This window comes from Kosmotoga sp. (assembly GCF_982836095.1).
Map to the genome: position 1 here is coordinate 12081 of NZ_CEYIHJ010000024.1, position 5332 is coordinate 17412.

A 5332-nucleotide genomic window follows, 5' to 3' on the forward strand; every position below is an offset into this window, starting at 1 on the left:
ATTTCCAACTTTTATTTCTTTTATCTCAAGGAGCCTGATTCCCAGAGCCAATAACATCAAACCGCCTGTACCGGAGAAATCTCCCAGATATGATGGCTGCTGCAAAAAACTCAGGAATGATGCCAGAGATACAAGACCGCCTTGAACAACATATACAGATATTGCCGAAAAAAGGACTCCCGTTCCAAAGCTCGCTGCAAGCATAACAGAGGAAATGCCATCCATCAAAGATTTTAGAAAAATGATCTCGTTATTTCCTTCAACACCAGCTTTTATCGATCCGATCACAGTCATTGGGCCAGCCACAAAAAGAAGTGTAGCTGTGATAAAGCCGGTCACGAAATCTTCGCTTTTGTCCTTACCGGTTAGTTTGCCAATCTTCGATTCTAACTCAAAGGTCTCGCCCAAAATACCACCAATTGCCAAACTTCCTAACACTACCAAAGCATTGTGATATTCAAAAAACATCTTAATGCCAAGACCAATGGTTAACAAACCAATAACCTTAAAAAGCACATTTCTGTATTTTGCTGAAAGCCATTTTCCACCAAAAATTCCCATGGCGGAACCTACTAAAACCGCTATTGTATTGACAATCACCGAGAGGTTAAGCATTTATCCACCTCACAGGGTTAAAAGTGTTTACCATCCCTGTCTTCATAAAATGCTCTTTGATTTCATACAAACCTTCTTCAACAAAGAGGCCAAGGTTTTCATACCAGTTTTCCGACCTGCTGAGAAATTCTTTCACACTGCCGTGAAAACACAGCTTTCCTTCTTTAAGACCAATTATATTAGAAGCGATATCCAAAAAATATTCTGGCCAGTGTGTGGAAATGGCAACAGTTTTACCTTCTGCTTTAAGCTCTTTGACAATCTTTCTAATGCATGTTATTCCATTTATATCAAGAGAAACCGTTGGCTCATCAAGAAAGACAATCTCTGGATCATGAATAATGGAACTACCGATTGCCACCTTTCTTGCTTCACCACCGGATAGGGAAAATGGCGAACGATCTCTTAAGAGATTGGCATCAAGTTCGAGAATATTCATCACCTTGCTAAATCTTTCTGAAACATTTTCAAAACCGAATTCCCGAGCTGCATAGCATATCTCATCCTTAACTGTCTCAGCAAAGAAATACTTTTCAGGGTGTTGAAAAGAAATGCCTATAAGCTTCCTGATAAAGGATCCACGGGTTTTTACAGTATCAGAGCCTTCGATATAAATATTCCCCAGGGTTGGACGGTAAAGTCCTGCTGCCAGCAAAAGAAAAGTGGTTTTTCCCGCACCGTTGGAACCAAGCAAAAGCGAAAGAGTGCCTTTTTCAATACGCAAACTAACATTTTTGAGAGGAGCCTCAGAAAAAGGTGTATCAGGATTGTACAAAAAACTCACATTATCGAACTCTATCAAGGCTTTCCCCTCCATTGAGATTGATCACCTTGTCGCAAAAAGTCAAATCTTTCATATTTGTGCTGGCAATGACGGCAGTTATTTGTTTGTTCCGTAATGATTTTACCAAACTCATTATGGCCCGCCGTTCTCTACGGTCAAGCATACTGAAGGGTTCGTCAAAGAGCAAAACATCAGGGTCTAAACACATAATCGCAGCAATTGCAAGTCTTTGCTTTTGACCACCGGAGAGGGTAAGCGTATCCTTTGAACGTAATTTTTCAAGGTCAAAGGTTAATAGAGTTTCCTGAAGACGCGCTTCAATAGTTTCACAATCCAGCGGTAGATTTTCAAGCCCAAAGCGGATATCCTCTTCAACTGTCGCACCAATTATTTGATTATCCGGATTCTGGAAAACGTAACCAACTCTACCTTTTACTATTACTTCACCTTCAAAGAGTGGGGGGGGGAATCCAGCAATTGCTTTTAAAAGAGTGGTTTTACCCGCTCCATTGGAGCCATATATCCCCAGAAACTCACCATGTCTAACCGTTAAGCTGAAATCCTTAAAAATATTGAAGTTTTCATAGCCAGCTCTGAAAATATTAACGGAGATGATTTCAGAATTTGAGGGACACATATACCCGTATTCCCCCGGATTTAATCGTGGTTCTAACGTTTCCAAAGACCTCTTTCATTGTTTTTTCCAAGCGGCTTCCACCTTTGTTATGAAATGCCACAATCTCCAGCTTTCCACCTGATGGCAAAAATGATGGAGCCTTGTTTACGATTTCTTGCCACACTTTTTTCCCCGCAGCCATTGGAGGATTGCAAAGTATAACATCAAATTCATACCCCTGCCAGGGTTCATACAAATGCCCCTGCCGCATTTCAGCTGTGATGTTGTTATCCCTTGCGTTAATCTTGGCATATTTTAAAGCCCTTTCATTTATATCGCTCATAAACAATGTGATATCAGGATGTTCTTTTTTTATGGTTATGCCTATGAGCCCATAACCACATCCAAGATCGAGTACACGGTCATTTTCTTCCACTTCAGCATATTCAACAAGCAGTCGACTCGCTTTATCAACTTTCCCAAAAGAAAATGCACCACTTGGACTTATAAAACGGTACACATTGCCGTTTTTAAGCCTTATTGTAACTTCTCTTGTTTCTAAAGATGAAGAGGGCTTTTGGGTATAATAATGTTCAAAGGAGTTTTCCCGCATTATCCTATCCTTCCCAGCTTTCTTCCACCTATGATGTGTAAATGCAAATGCTTAACCTCTTGTCCGGCATCTTTCCCGGTGTTAAAAAGAGTTCTGAACCCTGTTTCAGCTATCCCTTCGTTCTCAGCGATTTCCTGAATAAGAGTGAACAGTTCTCCCAAAGCGCTATCACCAAGTGATGCCAACTCAGCTGGTTTTTCAATGTGCATCTTTGGAACAATGAGTATATGCGTCGGAGCCACTGGGTTGATGTCTCTGAAAGCCAAAAAGTGTTTTGTCTCTTTAACGATTTGAGACGAAATTTCACCGGAAACTATCTTGCAGAAAATACAATCCATAGATACCCTCCTCCCATTCATTTTATATCGAGCACGTGTTCTTTTAAAATCGAAAGGATAATTTCCGCCGGTTTTGCCGAAAATCGATTAAAATTAACACTGAAATCGCGTTCGCTATTTTCATCACACATGTCCAAAATCACTTTAAAGACAGCAAAGGGTAGTTTGTTCATTTGGCTTACTCTTGCTACCGCAGCCGAGTCCATATCAAGACACAATGCGGAGGTATTCCTGAATAGTTCGTCACGCTCTTCACTGTTTTGTACAAGTCTATCGCCAGAGATGATCTTTCCAAGTTTTGCTTCCTGGAAAAAGTTTTGAACATGTTCTATGGTATTTGAATCTACGGACGTGATTCTCGTAGAATTTGACTTGGTGGGTACAATAAGGTCATATTCTTGAAATTCGGTTCCCGCAACAATATCACCGGGCTTAAGGTTGGGATCAAGCGCCCCTGCTCCAGAAACCAGTACTACGATATTGGGCGAAAAGCGGTCGATCATCTTCTGGGTAACAGCTGTAGTTTCAACTTTTCCAATAAACCCACTAATAGCGATTACTTCATTTTGACCAACTATCCCCCTTGAGAATAGCCTCCCCATAATTTCGCCTGTCTCTAACGTGAGCATGCTGTCAACGATAGGACGTATCTCTGGAAAAAATACACTTTCTATGAGAAGCATTTAAATCACCCCCATTAACAAATTATACAATTAAAAAAGGGGGCATAAGCCCCCTTTTTTGTGCATCTCGTATTATTCTTCCGCTTCTTCCTCAATTTCTTCTGCTGTAATGCGTGATAGTTCTTCATTCCATGCTTTGCTGACTTTTTCAAATTCATCATCTTCAAGCGAATTCAGAACTATGTTTCCATCATCTTCTTCTGATGCTCTAAAAACCACATAGGATTCTTCGTCAAAGCCCACTACCTCTTCGGCTTCTACAAAAGCTTCCTGGCATACCCAATAGTGCTTTTCATCTACATCGAGTTGAGAAATTAATGCGAAATTGTGTTCATTACCATCTTCATCCGAAATCGCGAACATATCAAAGTGCTCATGATCATGTTCGTGTTCATGATCTTGCGGATGGCCAAAATCCTTCATTTCGTCCATAAAAACTACCTCCGAACATAAAAACATATTTATTCAAACAATGGTATCATGATATAGAAATAATGACAATTAAGCCTGTGTTAAGATGTAACAGCAAGAAGGAGGGAAGAAATTGCTTGAGCTTGAAAGAAAATATCTCGTTATAGCAGGGGAGTTAACAGATATCTTAAATCGGGCAAAAGAGACTCTGCTTATCTCCCAATGGTATTTATCAGATGAAATGGAAGTGAGAATAAGAACACAAGTAGACAACGCAGGAAAAATACAATGGATTTCAACATATAAGAGAGGAAAGGGACTTATCAGAATAGAAAAAGAACACGAATTGGCTTTAGATAAAGCAACTGATATGTTTTCAAAATTAAGAAATTCGCCTTTGGTAACCAAGCTAAGAAGATTGTACCCGGGCGTAAATTATGAGGGTGTGATAGACAATTATTATTTTCCAGAACTTGGTTTCGTCACAGAAGTTGAGCTAAAAATCCTTGGGACACAGATGCCGAGACCATGGGAGATCTGGAATCTTCCCCAAAAATACTTTCGTGAGGTGAGCGAAGACGAAAAATATACGGCGTGGAAACTCTCTAAAAAGCCCAAAATAGATTTGGTCACATATATGAAGGAAAAATTGAAAGCCGAAACCTTGCCTGAAATTCAGAGAGACACTTTCATTGGTATATTGAGTAAAATCTATCACCAATCAAAAACACTTTAGCGGGGTCTTAAGATTCATTGAATCTCTTAACCCCATTATTTAAATAAAATTTATTTTAGGCTTTTCACAAAAGCCGAAATATTCCGAGAATTGAGTGGTAGAATTATGACCTGAGATCTGCTAAGGAGGTATTGGGTTTGAAAAAAGAACGTTTGAGCAATGCCTTTTTGTTCCTGGCTGCGATATTCATAACTGCTCTTGTTGTATCAAACATCGTGTCTTTTAAGCTTGTCACGATTCTTGGATTCGTTGTCCCTGCAGGCGTATTCATGTATCCAATAACCTTTGCCATAACAGATGTCATTTCTGAGGTGTATGGTAGAAAAAAGGCTGCACAGGTTGTTGTTGCTGGATTCTTTTCAGCAGCCATTGTTCCATTCTTAACCTTCATCGCTGTTATATTACCACCTGCCGAATTTTTCAAAGCACAGGATCAGTTCTCAACAGTCCTCGGTGCAATTCCAAGGGTTACTCTTGCCTCTCTGATAGCTTATCTCACAAGCCAGTGGCACGATGTGTGGGCTTTCCATTTTTGG

Annotated in this window: 9 protein-coding genes; 2 read left to right on the top strand and 7 right to left on the bottom strand. The window is 40.0% G+C overall.

Going from position 1 to position 5332, the window contains the following annotated elements; translation table 11 throughout:
• From AC3LHT_RS03025 to AC3LHT_RS03055, 7 genes are all read right to left on the bottom strand, one after another.
• Positions 1 to 615: DUF554 domain-containing protein (locus AC3LHT_RS03025; protein ID WP_488661934.1), on the bottom strand; the 615-nt coding region annotated here is incomplete at its 3' end.
• Positions 608 to 1417 carry an energy-coupling factor ABC transporter ATP-binding protein gene (locus tag AC3LHT_RS03030; RefSeq protein WP_488661935.1) on the bottom strand — a complete coding sequence of 270 codons (810 nt, stop codon included), beginning with the start codon at positions 1415 to 1417 and terminating at the stop codon, positions 608 to 610. The genes AC3LHT_RS03030 and AC3LHT_RS03025, both read right to left, overlap by 8 nt.
• Positions 1401 to 2036: an energy-coupling factor ABC transporter ATP-binding protein gene (locus AC3LHT_RS03035; protein ID WP_290646587.1), complete on the bottom strand. Its 636-nt coding sequence runs from the start codon at positions 2034 to 2036 to the stop codon at positions 1401 to 1403. Before AC3LHT_RS03035 ends, AC3LHT_RS03030 begins: the two co-directional genes overlap by 17 nt.
• A complete protein-coding gene (locus AC3LHT_RS03040; RefSeq protein ID WP_290646589.1) occupies positions 2017 to 2628 on the bottom strand; it encodes a class I SAM-dependent methyltransferase in 612 nt (203 codons plus the stop codon). Before AC3LHT_RS03040 ends, AC3LHT_RS03035 begins: the two co-directional genes overlap by 20 nt.
• Positions 2628 to 2966 carry a histidine triad nucleotide-binding protein gene (locus tag AC3LHT_RS03045; protein WP_290667190.1) on the bottom strand — a complete coding sequence of 113 codons (339 nt, stop codon included), beginning with the start codon at positions 2964 to 2966 and terminating at the stop codon, positions 2628 to 2630. Before AC3LHT_RS03045 ends, AC3LHT_RS03040 begins: the two co-directional genes overlap by 1 nt.
• A gap of 17 nt (positions 2967 to 2983) precedes the next feature.
• Positions 2984 to 3649 (bottom strand): 5'-methylthioadenosine/S-adenosylhomocysteine nucleosidase, encoded by a 666-nt coding sequence (locus AC3LHT_RS03050; RefSeq protein WP_488661936.1) that lies wholly within the window; start codon positions 3647 to 3649, stop codon positions 2984 to 2986.
• Positions 3650 to 3721: 72 nt separating this feature from the next.
• Entirely contained in the window at positions 3722 to 4081 is a 360-nt protein-coding gene (locus AC3LHT_RS03055; RefSeq protein WP_488661937.1) for a DUF1292 domain-containing protein, read from the bottom strand.
• 112 nt (positions 4082 to 4193) lie between these two features.
• Here AC3LHT_RS03055 and AC3LHT_RS03060 point away from each other — a divergent pair, with 112 nt between their 5' ends.
• Positions 4194 to 4796, top strand: a complete 603-nt coding sequence (locus AC3LHT_RS03060; RefSeq protein WP_488661938.1) for a CYTH domain-containing protein — start codon at positions 4194 to 4196, stop codon at positions 4794 to 4796.
• Positions 4797 to 4933: 137 nt separating this feature from the next.
• Positions 4934 to 5332: queuosine precursor transporter (locus tag AC3LHT_RS03065; RefSeq protein WP_488661939.1), on the top strand; the 399-nt coding region annotated here is incomplete at its 3' end.